Source organism: Spirosoma utsteinense (assembly GCF_014282275.1).
GTDB classification, from domain to species: domain Bacteria; phylum Bacteroidota; class Bacteroidia; order Cytophagales; family Spirosomataceae; genus Spirosoma; species Spirosoma utsteinense.
In genome coordinates this window covers 1-1,207 of record NZ_VFIA01000143.1, presented here as the reverse complement: position 1 = coordinate 1,207, position 1,207 = coordinate 1, and the positions used below count along the sequence as shown (strand labels likewise).

Annotated in this window: 2 protein-coding genes; both read left to right on the top strand. The window is 47.7% G+C overall.

The window, feature by feature from the left end; all coding sequences use genetic code 11:
* Nucleotides 1-51: 51 nt before the first annotated feature.
* Entirely contained in the window at nucleotides 52-516 is a 465-nt protein-coding gene (locus FH603_RS28125) for a helix-turn-helix domain-containing protein (RefSeq protein WP_186742684.1), read from the top strand.
* Nucleotides 456-1,190, top strand: coding sequence for an IS630 family transposase (locus FH603_RS28120; protein ID WP_186742686.1), 735 nt, complete (start codon nucleotides 456-458; stop codon nucleotides 1,188-1,190). The genes FH603_RS28125 and FH603_RS28120 overlap by 61 nt, the downstream gene beginning before the upstream one ends.
* The last annotated feature ends 17 nt before the right edge of the window (nucleotides 1,191-1,207 follow it).

Here is a 1,207-nt window from a genome sequence, read left to right as displayed (position 1 = left end):
CTAGTGCTCTTCCAAATTAATAGTTGAAGTAAAATAGAGTAGCTTTGTAGTATGGGCCAAATCGCTACTCCATTCGTCTTGTCAGAAGCCGATCAGACAACACTTGATCAACTACTCAGCAAAGGTAAAGACTCAGTTCGTAAGTTGAATCGAGCCAGAGCCTTGCAGTTTTCCCATCAGGGACAGCACCCTGAGCAGATTAGCACCTTGCTTGGCATTAGTGTCGGCACGGTCTATAATGTGCGAAAACGTTACCGGCAGGAAGGTCTTCAGCGGGCCATCAGTGAAAAGGCCCGTCCCGGACAGCCCCGCAAGGTGACTGCTCGCGTCGAAGCGGAGATTACCGCTATCGCTTGCAGTGAAGCTCCTGATGGATCAGTCCGCTGGACGGTGGGGCTAATTAATGAACGATTGGTCAAACTCGATATTCATATCAACGATGAGTCGGTTCGTCTATCTTTAAAAAAAGCAAGCTCAAGCCCTGGCTTACAAAGCAATGGTGTATCGGCCAAATAAATGGTGAGTACCTGGCTAAAATGGAAGATGTGTTGGCTGTTTACAACCGGCCCGTTGCGGTCAAAAGGCCCCGCTTATGCTTTGATGAGCGTCCGTGCCAGTTGCTGGAGGATGTAGTAGTCGGCTTGCGGGTCAAGCCTGGTAAAGCCGCCAAGGAAGACAATGAATACATCCGACAGGGGACAGCAGTGGTCTTACTGGTTTACGATTATGACCGGGGCATTCGCTACACCCAGACCCGGAAACGACGTACCAAAGCTGACTATGCCGAATTTATGCAACAAATAGTGTCAACTTACTACGCTGATAGTGAACAAATTGATTTGGTTCAGGACAACTTAAACACACATAAGTATGGTTCGTTCTATGAGCATCTGCCGCTGAGTGAGGCCCGTTTACTGAGCCGTAAACTGGTGTTTCACTTTACACCCAAACACGGCTCTTGGCTTAACACAGCCGAGATTGAGTTTTCAGCTTTGGCTCGTCAATGCTTAAACCGACGCATCGGTTCGTTGGATGAGTTGGATCGGCAGGTCGATATGTGGACGGTTGAACGCAACGAACGAGCGGTGAAAGTGCATTGGAGTTTCACGGTGGCTACGGCTGAAGATAAACTCAAACGATGGTATGAGCAGGTCAATCCTATGAATAAATCAGATTATTCTAATAATTAAATTGGACAAGTACTAGT